This window comes from Streptomyces sp. TSRI0107 (assembly GCF_001905845.1).
In the GTDB taxonomy this organism is placed as follows: domain Bacteria; phylum Actinomycetota; class Actinomycetes; order Streptomycetales; family Streptomycetaceae; genus Streptomyces.
The window spans coordinates 558,717-576,790 of sequence record NZ_LIVZ01000002.1; the positions used below are offsets into that span (position 1 = coordinate 558,717).

Consider the following 18,074-nt stretch of genomic DNA (forward strand, 5'->3'; position numbering starts at 1 on the left):
CCATCGTGCTCGGGTCAAGGCGATGGGCGGCAGGCCGGCCCGCCAGCTCCCTGCACACCCCGCAAGGAGCCCTGCCAAGCCGTCAGAATGAGCGTCGGCCGAGCGTCAAGACCACTTGCCACCGCGGAGAGCCTGGACCGGACGGGGCGCGTCCAGCGCTCGGCGCAACTCGCGAAACACCAGGTCAGTGCCCTGCACGGCGCATCTGCCGTGGTTCACCTGGTGCACTTCGGGAAACAGGTCGAGCGCACCCGGCCCTTCCCGAGCAACCCAGGGAAACAACCGCAGGTCACAGCGCCTTTGCTGCGGGCTCCAAAATCGCCACGCACTCCACATGATGCGTCATCGGAAACAGATCGAACACCCGCAACGTCCGCACCCGATACCCCCCGTCCCGGAAGTACGCGATGTCCCGGGCCAGCGCCGCCGGATCGCAAGCCACGTACGCGATCCTGCGCGCGCCGAGGGACGTCAGGTGGGAGACGGTCTTGCGGCCCGCGCCCGCGCGCGGCGGGTCGAGGACGATGAGGTCGACCTCGGTGATGCCGGTCCTCGGCAGGACGCTCTCGACCTTGCCCTGTTCGATGCGGACGCGCGGGAAGTCGGCCAGGTTGTGGCGGGCGTCCTCGACCGCGCGCTTGCCGGACTCGATGCCGAGGACCGCGCCCTGCTCGCCGAGCCGGTCGGCGAGCGCGCCGGCGAAGAGGCCGACGCCGCAGTACAGGTCCAGCGCCGTCTCGCCCTTGCGGGGCAGCAGGCCCTGCATGACGGCGGTGACGAGGGTGTCGGCCGCCTTCGGGTGGACCTGCCAGAAGCCGCCGCTGCCGACGCGGTGGGTACGGCCGTCCGCGCGCTCGCGGACGAAGGGGCGGCCGTGGACGCGGTGGACGCCGCCGTCCTTCTCCCCGACGCGCATGACGGAGACCGGCCGGTCGAGTTCGACGATCGGCAGCCGGGCGCCGGGCTTCGGGGTCAGGATGACCTGGCGGTCCTGGGAGCCCGTGGCGGCGATGGCTTCCACCGATTCCATGCCGGTCCAGTCGCGCTTCTCGATGCCCAGCTCGCTGACGCCCGCCGCGGCGATCATGCAGTGGTCGATGCGCTCGACGTCGTGCGAGCGGTGCTTGCGCAGACCCGCGTGGCCTTCGGCGTCCACGGCGTACTGCACCCGCGTCCGCCACTGCGGCACCTGTCCGGCGGGCAGCTTGTCGCCCTCGGCCGGCATCACCGTGCCGTCCCAGCCGGCCTCCTCGGGCGTGAGGCCCGCGAGCCGCTTCAGCTGTTCGGCGACGACCTCGCCCTTCATCCGGCGCTGGGCGCCGGGCTTGGCGTGCTGCCAGTCGCAGCCGCCGCAGCGGCCGGGGCCGGCGAAGGGGCAGGGGGCCTCGATGCGGTCCTTGGACGGGTCGAGGATCTCGACGGCGTCGGCGCGCAGGAAGCGAGCGCCTTCCTCGCCCTCCGTCACCCGTGCCACGACGCGTTCGCCGGGCAGCGCGTGCCGGACGAAGAGGACCTGGCCGGCGTCGGTGCGGGCGATGCAGTGGCCGCCGTGGGCGACGGGCCCGATCTCGACCTCGTACTCCTCGCCGACCAGCGACCCCGCCTGCGTTTTCTTCGGTTCTGCCTGCATGGCGGGGTGACTCCAGATTCGGGATCGGGAACGGGGACGGCCGGCTGACGGGCCTGTCCAGGACCGGACAACAGCCCACCAGTCTACGTCGTCCCCGGCCGACTCATTCCCGCGTGCTGGACTCCTTCGCCCGCTCCTGCGCGGGACCGCGGCGCACCGAACCCGGCGCGTTCCACTCCGACCGCTTGCGGGCGCGCTGCTTCGCCGCCTCGGAGGAGGCGAGCTGGTACGGCACCGAGGTCACCATCACGCCCGGCGTGAACAGCAGCCTGCCCTTGAGGCGAAGGGCGCTCTGGTTGTGCAGCAGATGCTCGTACCAGTGGCCGACGACGTACTCGGGGATGATCACGGACACCGCGTCCCGCGGCGACTCGCGGCGCAGGCTCTTGACGTACTCGATGACCGGCCGGGTGATCTCGCGGTACGGCGAGTCCAGCACCTTCAGGGGTACGTCGATCCCGCGCCGTTCCCACTCCTCGCGCAGTGCCTTGGTCTCGGCCGGGTCCACGTTGACGCTGAGCGCCTCCAGGGTGTCCGTGCGCAGCAGCTTCGCGTAGGCGAGGGCGCGCAGGGCGGGCCGGTGGATCTTGGAGACCAGGACGACGGAGTGGACGCGGGACGGGCGGACGCTGTCGTCGCTGGGGCCGTCGGGGGCGGCGAGTTCCTTGGCGACGTGGTCGTAGTGGCGGCGGATCGCCGTCATCGTGCCGTAGAAGATCACCATGCCGAGCAGGGCGACCCAGGCGCCGTGGCTGAACTTGGTGACGAGGACGACGACCAGGACCACGAAGGTGAAGAAGGCGCCGAAGGCGTTGATCGCCCGGGAGCGGATCATGTGCCGGCGCTTGCCCTGGTCCTTCTCGAGGGCCAGGTGGCGGTTCCAGTGGCGGACCATGCCGGTCTGGCTGAGCGTGAAGGAGACGAACACGCCGACGATGTAGAGCTGGATCAGGCGCGTGGAGTCGGCCTCGTAGATCCACACCAGCAGCGCCGCCGCACCGGCCAGCAGCACGATGCCGTTGGAGAAGGCGAGCCGGTCGCCGCGGGTGTGCAGCTGCCGGGGGAGGTAGCGGTCCTGGGCGAGGATCGAGCCGAGCACCGGGAAGCCGTTGTACGCCGTGTTGGCGGCCAGGAACAGCACCAGCGCGGTGGCCGCGGCGAGCACGATGAACAGGAAGCTGCCGGCACCGAAGACGGCCTCGGCGACCTGGGAGATCACCGGGTGCTGGACGTAGTCCGCACCGACCGGGACGCCGTTCTCGTACAGGTCGTGGGCCGGGTTCTCGGCCATGCGGACGTTGGAGACCATGGCCAGGCCGATGATCCCGCAGAACATGGTGACGGCGAGCAGGCCCATCAGCGCCAGCGTGTTCGCCGCGTTCTTCGACTTGGGCTTGCGGAAGGCCGGGACGCCGTTCGAGATGGCCTCGACGCCGGTGAGCGCGGCACAGCCGGAGGAGAAGGCCCGCAGCAGCAGGAAGACCAGGGCGAACCCGGCCAGTCCCTCGTGCTCCGGTTTGATCTCGTACCCCGCGGTGGGCGCCCGCATGGTCTCGTCCAGGACCAGCCCGCGGAACGCGCCCCACACGATCATGATGAAGACGCCCGCGACGAAGACGTACGTCGGAATCGCGAAGAGCGAGCCGGACTCCTTCACGCCGCGCAGGTTCATCAGCGTCAGCAGCAGGATCACGGCCATCGCGCAGAACACCTTGTGCTCGACGACGAAGGGGACCGCGGAGCCGAGGTTCTCGATGCCGGAGGAGATCGAGACGGCGACGGTGAGGACGTAGTCGACGAGCAGTGCGCTCGCGACGGTGAGGCCGGCCTTGGGGCCGAGGTTGGTGGTGGCCACCTCGTAGTCGCCGCCGCCGCTGGGGTACGCGTGCACGTTCTGCCGGTAGGAGGCGACGACCGTGAACATCAGGACGACGACCGCGAGCGCGATCCACGGGCTGAACTGGTAGGCCGACACGCCCGCGATGGACAGGACCAGCAGCACCTCCCCCGGCGCGTACGCGACGGAGGACAGCGGGTCGGAGGCGAAGACGGGAAGTGCGATGCGCTTCGGCAGGAGCGTTTCGCCCAGCCGGTCGCTGCGCAGTGCGCGCCCGATCAGGATCCGTTTGGGCACGTCGGTCAGTTTGGACACAACAGAGGATCGTAAGCCTTCGAACAGGGGGCCGCCCACCCGCCACCCTCGTCCGCCCTCGTCTGCTCCCCGAGTGAAATCGGACGGAGGCGCGCTCCACCTGCAACGGACGGGGCGTCATCCATGTCTATATGACAAAACGCCCGCCCACGTCGTTGTGATCACCTGTTCATCGCCCCGAAAACCCTAACGATTTCTTGACGGTCACCGGAGGACCCATGTCCAGCACAGCGGAGCTGATCGGCGCCACCGTCACCCTCATCGGCCTCGCGATCCTCACCCTGGTCAGCGTCTGGAGCATCAGCCGCCGCTGACCTCGGTACGGACCGGGCACAGGGGGTGCCGTCCGCGGACCGCGCGTGTGTAGCTTGGTCGGCGGTCTGAGACCCTGTTCAAGCCAGGTTCGACAACTCTTGACATCGGAAGGACGGTCGTGCACATCGTCATCATGGGCTGCGGCAGAGTGGGTTCCGCTCTCGCCCAGACCCTGGAGCAACAGGGGCACACGGTCGCCGTGATCGACCAGGACCCCACCGCCTTCCGACGCCTGGGCTCCTCGTTCGGTGGCCGCCGGGTCACCGGGGTCGGCTTCGATCAGGACACCCTGCGCGAGGCGGGCATCGAGGAGGCCGGCGCCTTCGCCGCCGTCTCCAGCGGCGACAACTCCAACATCATCGCCGCGCGGGTGGCCCGCGAGATGTTCGGTGTGGAGAACGTCGCGGCGCGCATCTACGATCCCCGCCGCGCCGAGGTCTACCAGCGCCTGGGCATCCCGACCGTGGCCACGGTCCGCTGGACGGCCGACCAGATGCTGCGCCGGCTGCTGCCGTCCGGTTCCGAGCCGCTGTGGCGGGATCCCACCGGCGGGGTGCAGCTGGCCGAGGTGCACGCCTCCGCCGCCTGGGTCGGGCACAAGATCAGCAAGCTCCAGGAGGAGACGGGCGTCCGCGTGGCGTTCCTGACCCGGCTCGGCGAGGCGATCCTGCCCACGTCGCAGACGGTGCTGCAGGAGGGTGACCTGGTGCATGTGATGATGCGCTCGGACGAGGTCGAGAAGGTCGAGGCGGCGTTCGCCCAGGGTCCTGAGATGGAGGGCGGTCACTGATGAGGGTCGCCATTGCCGGTGCCGGTGCGGTGGGCCGCTCGATCGCGGGCGAGCTGCTGGAGAACGGCCACGAGATCCTGCTCATCGACAAGGCGCCGACCGCGATCTCGGTCGAGCGCGTTCCGCAGGCGGAGTGGCTCCTCGCCGACGCCTGCGAGATCACCTCCCTGGACGAGGCCGCGCTGCAGCGCTGCAACGTCGTCATCGCCGCGACCGGCGACGACAAGGTGAACCTGGTCGTCTCGCTGCTGGCGAAGACGGAGTACGGCGTTCCGCGCGTCGTCGCCCGGGTGAACAACCCCAAGAACGAGTGGCTGTTCAACGAGGCCTGGGGTGTGGATGTCGCCGTCTCCACACCGCGCCTGATGTCGGCCCTGGTGGAGGAGGCGGTGAGCGTCGGCGACCTGGTCCGGCTGCTGCGCTTCAGCCACGGCGACGCGAACCTCGTCGAGCTGACCCTGCCGGAGGAGTCGGCCCTGGCCGGCACCCAGGTCGGCGACGTCGAGTGGCCGGAGGACACCTCCCTGGTCACGATCATCCGCGGCACCCGCGTCCTGACCCCCTCCCAGGAGGACTCCCTGGAGGCGGGCGACGAGCTGCTGTTCGTCGCCGCCCAGGCGCGCGAGGAGCAGCTGGAGGACCTGCTGTCGGTGCGGCGGGACGACACGACGGCGTGACGGCTGACGGCAGTATGAAGGCAAGGGGCGCCCGGATTTCTCCTGGCGCCCCTTGCCGTTACAGCCGGTCCAGCGTCCGGGCTACTCGGCCGACGCCGACCTCCGCGCCGCCTCCCGCTCCTTCTCGGCCGCCTCTTCCGCCTCCATCTCGGCGAACACGTCGATGGGCGGCGGCGCCTTGGCGAGGAAGACCCAGGTCAGCCATACGGCCAGCAGGAACGGCGGGATCTTCAGCGTGACCAGCACCCAGCCGAGCTGGGTGGTGTCGGCCCACCAGTACAGCGGGAAGAGGATCGCGCACTTGGCGAGCAGGATGAGCCCCCAGGCCCAGCTGGCCTTGGTGTACGCCTTCTTGCGGCCGGGGTTGCGCTTGCGCCAGGAGAGGTTCTCCTTGAAGACCGGCCCGAGGATGAGGCCGATCAGCGGCACACCGGCGATCGCCGTGATGATGTACGCCAGCGCGAGGCCCAGCGTGTAGAGCATGCCGGGCAGATAGAAGTCCTTGGCGTTGCCGGTCATCATCGCGAAGACGACACCGAAGGCGACGCCGAAGACACCGCTGAACGCGTGCTTGACGGTGTCCCGCATGACGAGGCGCACCACGACCAGCAGCAGGGACACGCCCAGCGCGGCGATCGCCGACAGGTGCAGGTCCTTGTTGATGGTGTAGATCGTGACGAAGAGCAGCCCGGGCAGGACCGTCTCGACCGTGCCCCGCACACCGCCGAACGCCTCGAAGAGCGCGGCCTCCGTCACCGCCCTCGAATCCTGAGGGGCGTCGTCTTCGGTCGGCTTGTCGAGCGACGTCACCGGCTACTCCCGTCCGAGGGGTCTCAGTTCGTACTTGGGGTTGAACAGCACCCGCCGGCCCCGGCTCATCGAGATCCGGCCCGACGCGATCAGCTTGCGCCCCGGTTCTATCCCGGTGATGGAGCGCCTGCCGAGCCACACCACGTCCAGCGCGGCGGAGCCGTCGAACAGTTCGGCCTCCAGGGCCGGTACGCCCGCGCGCGGCCGCAGGGTGACCGTGCGCAAGGTACCAGTAACGGTCACGATCTGCCGGTCGTGGCAGTCACCGATGCGGGTGCAGCCCGCGGTGTCCGCGTCCTCTCGCAGCTCCTCGGACTCCAGGTCCTCCTGCGACGAGGAGAGCCGGTCGAGCATGCGCCGGAACCGGCCCACCGGCTTTTCGGAACGAGGAACAGCACTCATGCTTGAAGCGTACCGGGGCCCACCGACACCGTCGTAGCCCCGTTCCCGCAGTCCCGCAACCGCAGGCTGTCACCACCCCGCCCGGGCCACGGCGCTCTTCCCCGGCCCGGCCTGGTCATTTCTCGAACCGGTACCCCATGCCGGCCTCGGTGACGAAGTGCTTCGGATGTGACGGATCAGCCTCCAGCTTCCGCCGCAGCTGCGCCATGTAGACCCGCAGGTAGTTGGTCTCGGTGCCGTAGGACGGCCCCCACACCTCCTGGAGCAGCTGCTTCTGGCTGACCAGGCGGCCGCTGTTGCGCACCAGCACCTCCAGCAGATGCCACTCGGTGGGGGTGAGCCGTACGTCGCTCCCGTCGCGGTGGACCTTCTTGGCGGCGAGGTCGACGGTGAACTCCTCGGTCACCACCACCGCGTCGCCCTCGCCGCCCCCGGTGGGCTCGGCCCGGCGGACGGCGGCCCGCAGCCGGGCCAGCAGCTCGTCCATGCCGAACGGCTTGGTGACGTAGTCGTCGGCGCCCGCGTCCAGCGCCTCGACCTTCTCGTCGGAGGAGTGCCGCGCGGACAGCACGATGATCGGCACCCGGGTCCAGCCGCGCAGCCCCTTGATCACCTCGACGCCGTCCATGTCGGGCAGGCCCAGGTCGAGGACGACCACGTCGGGGTGGCGGACGGCGGCCAGTTGGAGGGCACCGGCGCCGTCGTGGGCGGCGTCGACCTCGTATCTGCGCGCCTTGAGGTTGATGACGAGCGCGCGCACGATCTGCGGCTCGTCGTCGACCACGAGCACCCTCGTGGGCGTGCGGGGTGCGGCCCCAGCCGGGCTCACCATGAGACCTGCCTTTCTGGTTCTGCGGGAGGAGGGGGACCGGGGCGACCGGGGCGTTCCGCGGCGGGGAGGGGCCCTGGACGCGTGCCTGCGGCACGGAGACTCAGCACCATGGTCAGACCGCCGCCGGGGGTGTCCTCGGCCTGCAGAGTGCCGCCCATGGACTCGGCGAAGCCGCGGGCGACCGCGAGGCCGAGCCCCACCCCGGCACCGCGCGGGGCGTCGCCGTACCGCTGGAAGGGCGCGAAGATCCGCTCCTTGGCCTCGTCGGGCACCCCGGGGCCGCGGTCGGCGATCCGCAGCTCGACCCGGTCGGCGATGGCGCTCCCCGAGACCAGGACGGGTGTGCCGTCCGGGCTGTACTTGACGGCGTTCTCGACCAGGTTGGCGACCGCCCGCTCCAGCAGCCCGGCGTCGACGGCGACGATGGGCAGCGACTCGGGGACGTCCAGTTCGACGCTGTCCTCGGGAACCCCGCCCAGCGCCATCGGGACCACCTCGTCGAGGTCGGTGTCGCGGATGATCGGCGTGACCGTCCCGGTCTGGAGGCGGGACATGTCCAGGAGGTTGCCGACGAGGTGGGCGAGCCGGTCGGCGCCGTCCTCGATGCCTTCCAGCAGCTCCGCGCGGTCCTCCTCGGACCACTCCACGTCGTCGGACCGCAGCGAGGACACGGCGGCCTTGATCCCGGCGAGCGGGGTGCGCAGATCATGGCTGACGGCGGCCAGCAGCGCCGTGCGGATGCGGTTGCCCTCGGCCAGCGCGCGGGCCCGGTCGGCCTCCTCCTGGAGCCGTCTGCGGTCCAGGACGACGGCGGCCTGGGCGGCGAACGCGGCCAGCACCCGGCGGTCCTCGGCGGGCAGCACGCGGCCGTTCAGCGCGAGCGCCATGTGGTCGCCGACCGGCATGTCCACGTCGGCGTCCTCGGGCCGGTCCACGGCTCCGCCTGTGCCGGCCCGGCCGACGCAGGTCCACGGGTCGACATCGCTCTGGCGTTCGAGGAGAGCCGCGGAGTCCATGCCGAACGTCTCGCGGACCCGCTCCAGCAGCGCCTCCAGGCTGGTCTCGCCGCGCAGCACGTTCCCCGCGAGGAAGGACAGGATCTCGGACTCGGCGCGCAGCCGGGCCGCCTGCTGGGTGCGGCGGGCCGCGAGGTCCACCACCGAGGCCACCGACACCGCGACACCCACGAAGATGGCCAGGGCGACGATGTTCTTCGGGTCGCTGATGGTCAGCCGGTGCAGCGGCGGTGCGTAGAAGTAGTTCAGCAGGAACGAGCCGAAGGCCGCCGAGGCGAGCGCCGGGAGGAGCCCGCCGAGCAGCGCCGCCGCCACCGTCAGCGCCAGGAACAGCAGCATGTCGTTGGCGAGCCCTAGGTGCACGCCGCTGAGCAGCACCGCCAGCAGGGCCGGTCCCGCCAGCCCCACCAGCCAGCCCCAGACGATCCGGGCCCGGCCCAGGCGCGCGCGCCGCGGCACCGGCAGTCCGCGCCCCTTGGCCACCTCGCCGTGGGTGACGATGTGCACGTCGAGGTCGGGCCCGGAGTCGCGGGCGACGGTGGCGCCGACGCCGGGTCCGAAGACGTACTGCCAGCTCTTGCGCCGCGAGGATCCCAGCACGATCTGGGTGGCGTTCACCCCGCGCGCGAAGTCGAGCAGCGCCGCCGGTATGTCGTCGCCGACGACGTGATGGAACGTTCCGCCCAGGTCTTCGACCAGCGTGCGCTGCATCGCCAGTTCCTTCGGCGAGGCGGCGGTCAGCCCGTCGCTGCGCGCTATGTAGACCGCCAGCACCTCGCCGCCGGCGCCCTTCTCCGCCAGCCGGGCCGCCCGCCGGATCAGCGTCCGCCCCTCGGGTCCGCCGGTCAGCCCCACCACGATCCGCTCCCGGGAGCCCCAGATCGCCGACACCCGGTGCTCGCTGCGGTACTCGTTCAGGTACGCGTCGACCCGGTCCGCCACCCACAGCAGCGCCAGCTCGCGCAGGGCGGTGAGGTTGCCCGGCCGGAAGTAGTTGGACAGGGCCGCGTCGACCTTGTCCGGCTGGTAGATGTTCCCGTGCGCCATACGGCGGCGCAGCGCCTGCGGCGACATGTCGACCAGCTCGATCTGGTCGGCCCGGCGCACCACCTCGTCCGGCACGGTCTCCCGCTGCCGCACCCCGGTGATCGACTCGACCACGTCACCCAGTGACTCCAGGTGCTGGATGTTGACGGTCGAGATCACGTCGATGCCGGCGGCGAGGAGTTCCTCCACGTCCTGCCAGCGCTTGGCGTTGCGGGAGCCCGGCACGTTGGTGTGCGCCAGCTCGTCCACGAGGGCCACCCGCGGGCCGCGGGCCAGCACCGCGTCCACGTCCATCTCGGTGAACAGCCCGCCGCGGTACTCCAGCTCCCGGCGCGGAAGCTGCTCCAGCCCGTGCAGCATCACCTCGGTGCGCGGCCGGCCGTGGTGCTCCACGAAGGCGACCACGCAGTCGGTGCCCCGCTCCACCCGGCGGTGCGCCTCGGACAGCATCGCGTACGTCTTGCCGACGCCCGGTGCCGCACCGAGGTAGATCCGAAGCTTGCCGCGTGCCATGGCCTCATTGTCTTCCGGTCACTCCTGCCGACGCAGCGTCGACCCTACGGCGAGCGATCCCGGCAAACCGGTCGAGGTGCGGCATCGGACCGGTCTTTGACGCAACCCTGACGCCCGGGGCCGCCGGACTCGACCTTGACGCCGGGGCGCCGGACTCGACCCTGACGCCGGGGCGCCGGACTCGACGCGGCGAGGGCACGGCGGAGGCCACCGCGAACGGCATGGCGCAGGCCGCGGCGAAGGGCACGACACGACGCAGGGCCGCACCCCCTGCGGGACACGGCCCTCGTCTCGCTCTACGTCCGGTCAGCGGACCTCGGTGATCTCCGGTCCGCGCTGGAGCTGGCCCATGCCGCCGGAGAAGCGGGAACCGGCCTGCTCCTCCTGCTGGACGCCCTCGGGCACCATCTGGGCGTCGTTCGGCAGCTTCAGGACGATCGGGTCGCGGGGCGCCATCGGTCCCTCGCCGCGGACCACGACCGTGTCCCGGAAGATCTGCTCCAGCAGCCCGGCGGCCTGCGGCTGCACCGCGCCCTGCCCGGAGATCACCCCGCGCAGGAACCAGCGGGGGCCGTCCACGCCGACGAACCGCACGACCTGGAAGCCACCGGTGCCGTCCGGCAGCTGCACCGGCACCTGGGCGCGCAGCTCCCAGCCCAGCGGACCCTCGACCTCGTCGACGATGCCGCCCTGCTGGGTGATGCCGGCGCCGATCTCCTCGCGTACCTCGCCCCAGATGCCCTCGCGCTTGGGAGCCGCGAAGGCCTGCAGCTGGATGGCGCTGTCGCGCAGCACGACGGTCGCCGCGACGATCGCGTCGCCCGCGACCTCGACCCGCAGCTCCATGCCCTCGACACCAGGCACGAACATGCCGCCCAGGTCCACCCGGCCCTCGGCCGGGTCGCGGACCTCGCTGCTGTCCCAGGGACCGTCGGGCCGGGGTCCCGGCTCCAGCCGGACCCGTTCCCGGGTGCCCTCGTCCGCCTCAGTGTCGACGCTGTCGACGACCTGCTCGGCCTCGCCGGCCGCGTCCTCGGCGGCACCCTTCTTCTTGCGACGTCCGAACACGTCACTGTCCTTCCCGGTCGGATACGACCGAAGCGTATCGATTCCCACCCGTCGTGCCGCCCATGGCGGCCCGACCACTTGTGCCGCTCCCGCCGTCCACCGCGGCATGGCCCCCGGTGGAACCGAAGCCCCCCTCGGCCCGCGCGGAGCCGGGAAGTTCCGCCACCTCCTGGAAGCGGACCCTCTCGACCTGCTGGACGACCAGTTGGGCAATCCGGTCGAAGCGCTCGAACCGCACGGACTCGCGCGGGTCGAGATTCACCACGATCACCTTGATCTCCCCACGGTACCCGGCATCAACCGTCCCCGGGGCATTCACGAGGGCGACACCGCACCGGGCGGCGAGCCCGGAACGCGGGTGGACGAAGGCCGCGTACCCCTCGGGCAGCGCGATCGACACCCCCGTGGGCAGGACGGCCCGCTCGCCGGGCGCCAGCTCGCAGGCCTCGGTGGTGCGCAGATCCGCTCCCGCGTCACCGGGGTGCTCGTACGCCGGGAGCGGTACGTCGGGGTCGACGCGGCGGATCAGGACGTCCAGGGGCGCGCGGCTCACGGGTTCACCTCGAAGGCGCGGGCCCGCCGGAGCTGGTCCGGATCGCTCATGGCCGCCTGGATCTCCTCCTCGCGGCCGTGGTTGACGAAGTGGTCGACCTTGACCTCGATGAAGAGCGCTTCGGCCCGCACGGCGACCGGACCGTCCGGGCCGCCGACGCGTCCGGTGGCGGTCGAGTAGATCTTCCGTCCGGCCACCGCGGTCACCTCGGCCTCGAGGTGGAGGGTGGTGCCGACCGGCACGGGCCGGACGAAGTCGGTCTCCAGCCGTCCGGTGACGGCGATGGTGCGCAGCAGCCAGTTCAGCGAGCCCAGCGTCTCGTCCAGCGCCGTGGCGAGGACTCCGCCGTGCGCGAGACCGGGAGCGCCCTGGTGTTCGGGCCGGACGGTGAACTCGGCGGTCAGGGACACGCCCTCGCCGGCCCGCGCCTCCAGGTGCAGTCCGTGCGGCTGCTCTCCGCCACAGCCGAAACACCGGCCGTAGTGCGCGCCGAGAGGCTCGCCGGGGGCGGGCGCGTCGGGGTGCCGCACCGGCTTCGCGGCGTCGACGGGAGGCTCAAGAGCTGCGGATGTACCACTCACAGGCGCAGACCTTACCCGCGCGTCGGCCCCCTGCGGACACCGTGCCAAGCTTGTTTCATGCAGCTCTCCGCCACCTCGTACGACGAACGCCTCACCGCCCCCCGCTCCTGGTGGCTGATCAGCTTCCTGGTGGGGCTCTCGATGGCCCTGATCCTGCTGCCGTTCGGCACCCTGCCGATGCTGGGCGGCCTGGTCGGCGGTACGGCGGTCGCCGCGGTCGCGGCCAGTTCGTACGGCAGCCTGCGCATCCGCGTGGTGAACGGCTCGCTGATCGCGGGCGAGGCGAAGATCCCGGTGGCCGCGCTGGGTGAGGCGGAGGTGCTGGACCGCGAGGAGGCCCGTGCCTGGCGCACGTACAAGGCCGACACCCGCGCCTTCCTGCTGCTGCGGGCCTACATTCCGACGGCGCTGCGGGTGGAGGTCACCGACCCCGAGGACCCGACGCCGTACCTGTACCTGTCGACGCGGGAGCCGGAGCGGCTGGCGGCGGCCATCGAGGCGGCCAGGACGGCCACGGCCTCCTGAGCCCGTGAAGCGGCGCTCGAGGGGCGGGCTCGGCCGGCGGCGGCCGAGCTCCTTCGTCAGTGACCGCCGAGTTCCTTGAACTCCTGCGGGAGGTCCCCCACCGGCAGCGGCTCGGCCGGCTGTTCCAGCGGCGGCAGTGCGGTCAGCGTGTCCCAGGGCACCTGCGACTTGCGCAGGTCGGTGCGGATCCGCGCGGCGAGTTTTCTGGTGTCGCGCCGGTTCATGACCGCGCCCACCGCGGCGCCCACCATGAAGGGCATGAGGTTCGGCAGATTGCGGACCATGCGCTTCATGATCTGCTGGCGCAGTTCGCGCTTCATCTGACCGCCGAGGGCGGAGTTGACCGAGGTCGGCTTCAGCGGGTCGATCCCGCGCTCCTCCGACCAGGACCTCAGATAGGCGCTGCTGCGGTCCTTGAGGTTGCCGGGCGGTCGCAGGCCGTACACCTCGTGCAGTTCGGCGATGAGCTTCAGCTCGATCGCCGCGACGCCGGTGATCTCCGCGGCCAGCTCCGTCGGCATCGCGGGCGGTACGGGCAGCATCGCCGCGGCGCCCACGCCCGCCCCGACGGTCGCCGAGGCCTTCGAGGCGCCCGCCACGAGCTTGTCGGCGAGCTCTTCCGGGCCGAGGCCGGGGAACTGCGCGCGCAGCGTCGCGAGGTCCCGTACGGGCACTCTGGGGGCCATCTCGATGAGCCGGTCCGCGAGGTACGCGATGCCCGCGCGGGCGCGGTCTCCGCCCTTGCGCACGCCCTCCTTGGCCAGCTGCCTGGCCTTGTCCCGGAACACCGCGGCGCGCCGTCTCGCGGTGGGTGCGGGGTTCTCCGCCGGCACCGGGGTGCCGTCCCACTCGTCGGCCGGTTCGAGCGAGGCCGATCCCGCGGGGAGACTTTCTCCCGTGCCGGATGGGCCTCGCTCGTCGTCACGCGCGCCGTGGGGGCCGTCGAACAGCCCCGAGTCCGCTCCCCGCGCGGGGAAGCGGCGCTTCCAGGGTGGGGTCGAGCCAGTCACGGCCGACCCCGCCTCAGTCGCAGTCGCGGCAGATCGGCTGGCCGTTCTTCTCGCGGGCCAGCTGGCTGCGGTGGTGCACCAGGAAGCAGCTCATGCAGGTGAACTCGTCCTGCTGCTTCGGCAGGACCCTGACGGCCAGTTCCTCGTTCGAGAGGTCGGCGCCGGGCAGTTCCAGGCCTTCTGCGGCCTCGAACTCGTCGACGTCGACGGACGAAGCGGACTTGTCGTTCCGCCGTGCCTTCAGCTCTTCGAGGCTGTCCGAGTCGACGTCGTCGTCGGTCTTGCGTGGAGTGTCGTAATCGGTTGCCATGTCGCTCTCCCCCTCCGGGTGTCTGCGGTGTCTCCAGCGCACGTAACGCGTGAGAGGCCGGACTTGTGCCCGACCCGAGGCGGAGATTTTGCCTCACATCAAGGTCTGTTACTCAATCGACACCCAACCGGACCCCTCACGAGCGATCGGGTTGGATGGCGATCGGGACCGTACACGGTCCGAATGTCGCACTTCAAAGGCGCCCCACCGTGTACTTCCCGTGATCAAGCCACCGGAAAACCCGGATTTTCCCGGCTTTCCGACGGCCCGAATGATCACGGAGAGTAGATGGCCTGAAAATCGCCCTTGTGATCGATCACACATGACACGGCCGGACGGGTACCCCGAAAATTCCGCGCAAAGCGAACATCGTCGGGTGTGTCGGCGAATGATCTCAGATAGGCAGGGTGACTCGCATCACGAGGCCTCCTCCCTCGCGCGGCTGGGCCGCGATGTGGCCGCCGTGCGCCCGCGCCACGGACCGCGCGATGGACAGGCCGAGGCCCACGCCCTTGTCGCTTCCCGTGCGCTCGGTCCGCAGCCGCCGGAACGGCTCGAAGAGGTTGTCCGTCTCGTACGCCGGCACCACCGGGCCGGTGTTGGAGACCACCAGCACCGCCTGCCCGTGCTGGATCCCGGTGACGACCTCCACCCAGCCGCCCTCGGGGACGTTGTAGCGCACCGCGTTCTGCACCAGGTTCAGGGCGATCCGCTCCAGCAGGACGCCGTTGCCCTGGACCACGGCGGGGGCCCGCTCGCCGCGGATCTCCACGCCCTTGGCCTCGGCCTCGGCGTGCACCTGGTCGATGGCCTGCGAGGCCACCTCCGCGAGGTCCACCGGCTTGCGCTCGACGATCTGGTTGTCGCTGCGGGCGAGCAGCAGCAGGCCCTCCACCAGCTGCTCGCTGCGCTCGTTGGTGGCCAGCAGGGTCTTGCCGAGCTGCTGGAGCTCCACGGGCGCGTTCGGATCGGACAGGTGCACCTCCAGGAGCGTGCGGTTGATCGCCAGCGGGGTGCGCAGCTCGTGCGAGGCGTTGCCGACGAACCGCTGCTGGGCGGTGAAGGCCCGCTGGAGCCGCTCCAGCATGTCGTCGAAGGTGTCGGCCAGCTCCTTCAGCTCGTCGTCCGGGCCGTCCAGCTCGATGCGGCGGGACAGGTCCGAGCCGGCCACCGCGCGGGCCGTGCGGGTGATCCTGCCGAGCGGCGACAGGACCCGGCCGGCCATCGCGTAGCCGAAGGCGAAGGCGATCACGGCGAGGCCGAGCAGGGCGAGCAGGGAGCGGCTGAGCAGGCCGTCCAGGGCCTGCCGCCGCTGGTCCGCGTTGCACGCCTTGAGCATCGCGTTCAGCTCGTTGTTGCTGGTCGCCGTGTCCAGCTGGGGACAGGTGGAGCTGCTGATGTCGATGTTGGTGCCGGTCACCTGGAAGGACTGGCCGCTGCCCTCGTGGAGGGCCTGGGCCGCCAGCAGGTAGACGATCGACAGCATCAGGATCCCGGCGATCAGGAACATGCCGCCGTACAGCAGCGTGAGCCTTATCCGGATGGTCGGGCGCAGCCACGGGAAGGGCGGTTCGGCCTTGCGCGGGTCCCAGGTGGGCTTGGGGGGCGCCGCGGGGGGCGCCGGTGTGGAGGCCACGGGATCAGATCCGGTAGCCGGAGCCCGGCACGGTCACGATGACGGGCGGCTCGCCCAGCTTGCGGCGCAGGGTCATGACGGTCACGCGGACCACGTTGGTGAACGGGTCGGTGTTCTCGTCCCAGGCCTTCTCCAGCAGCTGCTCGGCGGAGACGACGGCGCCCTCGCTGCGCATCAGCACCTCGAGCACGGCGAACTCCTTGGGCGCGAGCTGTACCTCCTTGCCGTCGCGGAAGACCTCGCGGCGGTTGGGGTCCAGCTTGATCCCGGCCCGTTCCAGGACGGGAGGCAGGGGAACGCTCGTACGCCGGCCCAGGGCGCGCACGCGCGCGATGAGCTCGCTGAACGCGAAGGGCTTCGGCAGGTAGTCGTCGGCGCCGATCTCGAGGCCCTCGACCCGGTCGCTGACGTCGCCGGAGGCCGTGAGCATCAGCACGCGGGTGGGCATGCCGAGTTCGACGATCTTGCGGCAGACGTCGTCGCCGTGCACCAGCGGGAGGTCGCGGTCGAGGACGACCACGTCGTAGTCGTTGACTCCGATGCGTTCCAGGGCGGCCGCACCGTCGTACACGACGTCGACGGCCATGGCCTCCCGGCGCAGCCCGGTGGCCACCGCATCGGCGAGCAGCTGCTCGTCCTCGACGACGAGTACGCGCACGTCGCTGTCCTTCCTGTGTCCGCCCGCGCAGCGCCGATGGGCACGCGCGAGCAGGGTTCGAGTGGGTGTGTTGGCCTCCATCCTGCCCTTTTCGGCCATAAGTCGGCGGTAAGTCACCCGGGCGGTGCCCGCCGCCCCGTGGGGCGCGGGGGTCCGGGAGGCGAAACCCGGGGGAACGGGCGGCGGCGGGGCGGTGAGGAGGGGTGCGGGGAACGGGAATGCGAGATTTTCCGGTGCGGTTGAGGTTTCCGCGGAAGGGAGCGGGGGGAGGACGGTTTACACCCCGCGATCACTCTCTGCTTGTGCCGCAGCACCATGCGGTACGTCACGGTCCGCTTGACGCAGAGTGGGCGTGGGTGTCCGGCACCGTCGCCGCCCGGCTGGGCAGCGCTGGGCACCCATGGGAGACGTGATCGCCCCTTCCGAACGGCACACCCCCGTGCCACCGACCCACGACCCAGGACGAGGGGGCGCAGCATGGACGCATTCACCGCAGGACTTCTGCAGCGCATAAAGGCGACCGAGTCCGACCTGACGCGGGCGCGTGACGAGGGCGACGACTTCCTCGTCGAGGTCGAGCAGGGCGAACTCGACGACCTGCGCCGTCTCGCCGCCGAACATGGTGTGGAAGTCGGCGCGTACAGCGTCTGACCGGGCCATCCGTACGAGGCGGGCCCCGGCGAATCCATCGCCGGGGCCCGCCTCGTGCGCGTCTCGGGGCGCCGGCTCAGTCGTGCCAGGCGCCGAAGTCCTCCAGCAGCCGCTGGAGGGGCTCGAAGACGCCCGGGGTACCGGCGACCGTCAGCTCGCGTGACGGGCGTTCTCCGGGGCGTCCACCGGTCAGCGCGCCCGCTTCCCGCGCGATCAGGTCCCCGGCGGCGAGGTCCCACGGGTGCAGCCCGCGCTCGTAGTAGCCGTCGAGGCGGCCCGCGGCCACGTCGCACAGGTCGACCGCGGCCGACCCGCTGCGCCGGATGTCGCGCAGCCGCGGGATCAGCCGCTGGGCGACGTCGGCCTGGTGGGCGCGGACCTCGGCGACGTAGTTGAAGCCGGTGGAGACCAGCGCCTGGTCCAGCGGCGGTGCCGGGCGGCAGCGCAGCACGCGCTCGCCGTCCCAGGCGCCGGTGGCGCGGGCGCCGCGGCCGCGCACCGCGCTGCAGGTCTCGCCGCGCATCGGGGCCGTGACGACGCCGACGACGGTCTCGCCGTCCTGCTCGGCCGCGATGGAGACGGCCCAGGTGGGCAGCCCGTAGAGGTAGTTCACGGTGCCGTCGAGCGGGTCGATCACCCAGCGGATGCCGCTGGTGCCGTCCGTGGAGGCGCCCTCCTCGCCGAGGAAGCCGTCGTCGGGGCGGCGCTCGGCGAGGAAGCCGGTGATCAGCTTCTCCGCGGCGATGTCCATCTCGGTGACCACGTCGATGGGGCTCGACTTGGTCGCGGCGACGCCGAGGTCGGCCGGCCGGCCGTCGCGCAGCAGCTCGCCGGCGCGGCGTGCGGCCTCCTGGGCGAGTGCGAGCAGGTCCGTGTGCAGGGGGTCGGTCACGGCGCT

The 18,074-nt window shown here is 71.2% G+C and carries 18 protein-coding genes; 4 read left to right on the forward strand and 14 right to left on the reverse strand.

What is annotated here, in order from left to right; translation table 11 throughout:
* Positions 1 to 289: 289 nt before the first annotated feature.
* Entirely contained in the window at positions 290 to 1,630 is a 1,341-nt protein-coding gene (locus AMK31_RS06435) for a class I SAM-dependent RNA methyltransferase (RefSeq protein WP_073939394.1), read from the reverse strand.
* 103 nt (positions 1,631 to 1,733) lie between these two features.
* Positions 1,734 to 3,782: an APC family permease gene (locus AMK31_RS06440; protein WP_073939395.1), complete on the reverse strand. Its 2,049-nt coding sequence runs from the start codon at positions 3,780 to 3,782 to the stop codon at positions 1,734 to 1,736.
* 433 nt (positions 3,783 to 4,215) lie between these two features.
* On the opposite strand from AMK31_RS06440, the gene AMK31_RS06445 reads away from it, so the two are divergent.
* Together AMK31_RS06445 and AMK31_RS06450 are read left to right on the forward strand one after the other, a co-directional pair.
* Positions 4,216 to 4,887, forward strand: coding sequence for a potassium channel family protein (locus AMK31_RS06445; RefSeq protein WP_073939396.1), 672 nt, complete (start codon positions 4,216 to 4,218; stop codon positions 4,885 to 4,887).
* Positions 4,887 to 5,564 (forward strand): potassium channel family protein, encoded by a 678-nt coding sequence (locus AMK31_RS06450; protein WP_073939397.1) that lies wholly within the window; start codon positions 4,887 to 4,889, stop codon positions 5,562 to 5,564. The genes AMK31_RS06445 and AMK31_RS06450 overlap by 1 nt, the downstream gene beginning before the upstream one ends.
* 81 nt (positions 5,565 to 5,645) lie before the next feature.
* On the opposite strand, the gene AMK31_RS06455 is transcribed toward AMK31_RS06450, so the two are convergent.
* From AMK31_RS06455 to AMK31_RS06485, 7 genes are all read right to left on the reverse strand, one after another.
* Positions 5,646 to 6,374, reverse strand: a complete 729-nt coding sequence (locus tag AMK31_RS06455) for a DUF3159 domain-containing protein (protein WP_073939398.1) — start codon at positions 6,372 to 6,374, stop codon at positions 5,646 to 5,648.
* A gap of 3 nt (positions 6,375 to 6,377) precedes the next feature.
* Positions 6,378 to 6,776: an OB-fold nucleic acid binding domain-containing protein gene (locus AMK31_RS06460; RefSeq protein WP_073939399.1), complete on the reverse strand. Its 399-nt coding sequence runs from the start codon at positions 6,774 to 6,776 to the stop codon at positions 6,378 to 6,380.
* A gap of 115 nt (positions 6,777 to 6,891) precedes the next feature.
* Positions 6,892 to 7,608, reverse strand: coding sequence for a response regulator (locus tag AMK31_RS06465; protein WP_073939400.1), 717 nt, complete (start codon positions 7,606 to 7,608; stop codon positions 6,892 to 6,894).
* Positions 7,602 to 10,184 carry a sensor histidine kinase gene (locus AMK31_RS06470; RefSeq protein WP_073939401.1) on the reverse strand — a complete coding sequence of 861 codons (2,583 nt, stop codon included), beginning with the start codon at positions 10,182 to 10,184 and terminating at the stop codon, positions 7,602 to 7,604. The genes AMK31_RS06465 and AMK31_RS06470 overlap by 7 nt, the downstream gene beginning before the upstream one ends.
* Before the next feature lie 306 nt (positions 10,185 to 10,490).
* Positions 10,491 to 11,252 carry a DUF3710 domain-containing protein gene (locus AMK31_RS06475; protein WP_073939402.1) on the reverse strand — a complete coding sequence of 254 codons (762 nt, stop codon included), beginning with the start codon at positions 11,250 to 11,252 and terminating at the stop codon, positions 10,491 to 10,493.
* Between the two features lies 1 nt (position 11,253).
* The gene (gene dut, locus AMK31_RS06480) at positions 11,254 to 11,805 is read right to left on the reverse strand and encodes a dUTP diphosphatase (RefSeq protein ID WP_241842548.1); all 552 of its coding nucleotides are present in this window, start codon (positions 11,803 to 11,805) and stop codon (positions 11,254 to 11,256) included.
* A complete protein-coding gene (locus tag AMK31_RS06485) occupies positions 11,802 to 12,386 on the reverse strand; it encodes a PaaI family thioesterase (protein WP_073939403.1) in 585 nt (194 codons plus the stop codon). The genes dut and AMK31_RS06485 overlap by 4 nt, the downstream gene beginning before the upstream one ends.
* Positions 12,387 to 12,443: 57 nt before the next feature.
* Between AMK31_RS06485 and AMK31_RS06490 the strand changes: the two genes are divergently transcribed.
* Positions 12,444 to 12,911, forward strand: a complete 468-nt coding sequence (locus tag AMK31_RS06490; RefSeq protein WP_073939404.1) for a DUF3093 domain-containing protein — start codon at positions 12,444 to 12,446, stop codon at positions 12,909 to 12,911.
* Between the two features lie 56 nt (positions 12,912 to 12,967).
* Here AMK31_RS06490 and AMK31_RS06495 read toward each other — a convergent pair whose 3' ends face one another.
* From AMK31_RS06495 to AMK31_RS06510, 4 genes are all read right to left on the reverse strand, one after another.
* The gene (locus AMK31_RS06495; protein ID WP_073939405.1) at positions 12,968 to 13,921 is read right to left on the reverse strand and encodes a hypothetical protein; all 954 of its coding nucleotides are present in this window, start codon (positions 13,919 to 13,921) and stop codon (positions 12,968 to 12,970) included.
* Positions 13,922 to 13,934: 13 nt separating this feature from the next.
* The gene (locus tag AMK31_RS06500; protein WP_043504706.1) at positions 13,935 to 14,231 is read right to left on the reverse strand and encodes a DUF4193 domain-containing protein; all 297 of its coding nucleotides are present in this window, start codon (positions 14,229 to 14,231) and stop codon (positions 13,935 to 13,937) included.
* 394 nt (positions 14,232 to 14,625) lie between these two features.
* Positions 14,626 to 15,867, reverse strand: a complete 1,242-nt coding sequence (locus tag AMK31_RS06505) for a sensor histidine kinase (RefSeq protein ID WP_073939406.1) — start codon at positions 15,865 to 15,867, stop codon at positions 14,626 to 14,628.
* 4 nt (positions 15,868 to 15,871) lie between these two features.
* On the reverse strand, positions 15,872 to 16,525 hold the full coding sequence (locus AMK31_RS06510; protein ID WP_003993508.1) for a response regulator transcription factor: 654 nt from the start codon (positions 16,523 to 16,525) through the stop codon (positions 15,872 to 15,874).
* A gap of 477 nt (positions 16,526 to 17,002) precedes the next feature.
* Here AMK31_RS06510 and AMK31_RS40915 point away from each other — a divergent pair, with 477 nt between their 5' ends.
* Positions 17,003 to 17,176: a hypothetical protein gene (locus AMK31_RS40915; protein WP_198948432.1), complete on the forward strand. Its 174-nt coding sequence runs from the start codon at positions 17,003 to 17,005 to the stop codon at positions 17,174 to 17,176.
* Positions 17,177 to 17,252: 76 nt separating this feature from the next.
* Here the strand turns inward: AMK31_RS40915 and AMK31_RS06515 are convergent, their stop codons facing one another.
* On the reverse strand, positions 17,253 to 18,068 hold the full coding sequence (locus tag AMK31_RS06515; RefSeq protein WP_073939407.1) for an inositol monophosphatase family protein: 816 nt from the start codon (positions 18,066 to 18,068) through the stop codon (positions 17,253 to 17,255).
* Positions 18,069 to 18,074: the final 6 nt, after the last annotated feature.